Source organism: Streptomyces chilikensis, from assembly GCF_001642695.1.
Classification (GTDB): Bacteria; Actinomycetota; Actinomycetes; order Streptomycetales; family Streptomycetaceae; genus Streptomyces; species Streptomyces chilikensis.
Window position 1 is genome coordinate 1 of record NZ_LWCC02000024.1, and the last position, 2,709, is coordinate 2,709.

1 protein-coding gene is annotated in these 2,709 nt (G+C 72.6%); it reads right to left on the reverse strand.

Annotation, left to right across the window (positions count from 1 at the left end; translation table 11 throughout):
• Positions 1-2,709, reverse strand: a 2,709-nt coding sequence (locus A2U95_RS21155) for an acyltransferase domain-containing protein (protein WP_166025681.1), incomplete at both ends; no start/stop codon positions are given.

Here is a 2,709-nt window from a genome sequence, read left to right on the forward strand (position 1 = left end):
GCGCCGAGCGCACCAGACCCCACACCGCCGCGGCGGCGAGGTCGGTGACCTCCTCGGCCCCGGTCGCGGCCACCGCGCCACGGGTGACGACGACCAGACGACCGTCCTGCTCACCCGAGGCGAGCCATTCCTGCAGCCGGGCCAGCACATCGGCGACCACCGTCTGCACGACCGCCGGAACATCACCGTCGATGCTCGAAGCGGGCACCTCGACGACCTCCGGCAGGGCGGCCGGCACCTCGGCGCGTCCGACGGCCGGGCCGGAGACCCATTCGACCTCGAACACCGAGTCGGCACCGCCACTCCGGGCAGGGACGTCGAGTTGTCCCGCGCTCAAGGGACGCATGACCAGCGAGTCGATCCGTGCGACCGGCATTCCTTCGCTGTCGGCGAGATCGAGCGACACGTTTCCGTCGCCGGCGGTCGTGATCCGGACCCGCAGCGCGGACGAACCCACCGCGTAAAGGCTGACGCCCGACCACGCGAAGGGAAGTCGGCCGCCCTCGGCGAGCGAGCCTCCACTGACCCCGATGGCGTGCAGGGCGGAGTCCAGCAGGGCGGGGTGCAGCCCGAAACGGGTCCCCTCCTCCCCTGCGTCCGCGGGCAGCGCGACCTCGGCGAAGACCTCGTCCTCGCGCTTCCACACGGCACGCAGGCCCTGGAAGACCGGCCCGTACCCGTAACCGATGTCGTTCATGGCGTCGTAGACCCCGTCGACCGGGACCTGCTCGGCCGCACGCGGCGGCCACTCGGCCATGGTCCGGCCGACGGAGGCGGACGGCGCGTCCACGGCGAGCACACCACCCGCGTGACGCCTCCACGGTGCGGTGGCGTCGGAGGCCGGACGGGAGTGGATCTCCAGCGGACGCCGCCCGCTCTCGTCGGCGGGTCCGGCCCAGATCTGCAGGACGACGGACGCCGTGGGCTCGAGAACCAAGGGGGCCGCGATGGTGAGTTCTTCGACCCGGTCACAGCCGGCCGCCAGGGTGACGTGCGCGGCCAGGTCGACGAAGGCGGCACCCGGCAGCAGCACCGTGCCGAGGACCGCGTGGTCCGCGAGCCAGGGGTGGGTGTCGAGACCGATGCGACCGCTGAACAGCAGGCCGTCGGAACCCGCCACGGCCACGGAGGCATCGAGGAACGGGTGGTCCGCCGGGCCCATGCCCATCAGGTCGAGACCGGCGACCGAGGGACCGGCGGAGCGGAGCCAGTAGTTCTCGTGCTGGAAGGCGTAGGTGGGCAGGTCGACGCGTCGGGCGCCGGTGCCCGCGTAGTAGGCCGTCCAGTCGACGGCGGTGCCGTGCGCGTGGAGTTCGGTCAGCGCAGTGACGACGGCGTCGGTCTCGGCACGGTTCTTCCGCAGGGCCGGAACGAACGCGGCGTCGCCGGCCGTCTCCTGCCCCATCGCGGACAGGACTCCGCCGGGGCCGAGCTCCAGATACGCAGTCACGCCCTGCGTCTCGAGGTGGCGGATGCCGTCGGCGAAGCGGACCGCCTGGCGGACGTGCTCCACCCAGTAGTCCGCGGTCAGCAGCTCCTCGCCCGCGACGGTGCCGGTGAGGTTGGAGACGACCGGGATGCGCGGGGTGTGGAAGGTGACCGTCTGCAGGAGAGCGCGGAACTCCTCCAGCATCGGTTCCATGCGCGGCGAGTGGAAGGCGTGGCTGACCCGCAGCCGCTTCGACTTCCCGAACCGCTCCGCGATCGCCAGCACCTCGCCCTCGTCACCGGAGACGACCACGGAGTTCGGACCGTTGAGAGCGGCTATGGAGACGTTGGTGGTGAGCAGGGGCAGGATCTCGTCCTCGGTCGCCTGGACGGCGACCATCGCTCCACCCTCCGGCAGGGCCTGCATGAGCCGGCCCCGGGCAGCGACGAGCGCGGCCGCGTCCTCCAGCGACCACACCCCGGCGACGTGCGCGGCGGCGAGTTCACCGATGGAGTGGCCGAGAAGGTAATCCGCGGTGACGCCCCAGTGCTCCACCAGCCGGAACAGCGCCACCTCGACCGCGAACAACCCCGCCTGCGTGTAGACGGTCCGGTCCAGCAGGTCCGACTCGGCGTCGAAGACCAGCTCCTTCACCGGCCGGTCCAGATGCCTGTCCAGCTCGGCGCACACCGCGTCGAACGCGTCGGCGAACACCGGGAACGCCTCGTACAGCTCCCGGCCCATCCCGGCCCGCTGCGAGCCCTGGCCCGAGAACAGGAACGCCGAACGCCCACCCCGAACCACACCCGACACGACACCCGCGGCCGGACGGCCTTCGGCCACCGCGTCGAGGGCCGCGATCAGGTCCTCCGACGTCGCGGCGACGACCGCTGCCCGGTGCTCCAGGTGGGCGCGGCCGGTGGCCAGTGAGTACGCCACGTCCAGTGGCGGCGTCGCCGCGCTCACGGAGGTGGCCAGACGTTCGGCCTGTGCACGCAGGCCGGCCTCGCTGCGGGCCGACAGCACCCAGGGCACGACTGCCGGGAGCACCGGGGACGTGGGTGTTCCCGGGGCAGGCTCGTCGGTGGGCGCGGCTTCGAGAACGGTGTGGGCGTTGGTGCCGCTGACACCGAAGGACGAGACGGCGGCCCGGCGCGGGCGCTCGCCCGTCTCCGGCCACTCCCGCGCCTCCGTCAGCAGCTCGACCGCGCCCGCCGACCAGTCCACCTTCGACGACGGCTCACCGACGTTCAGCGTCCGGGGCAGCACCCCGTGACGCA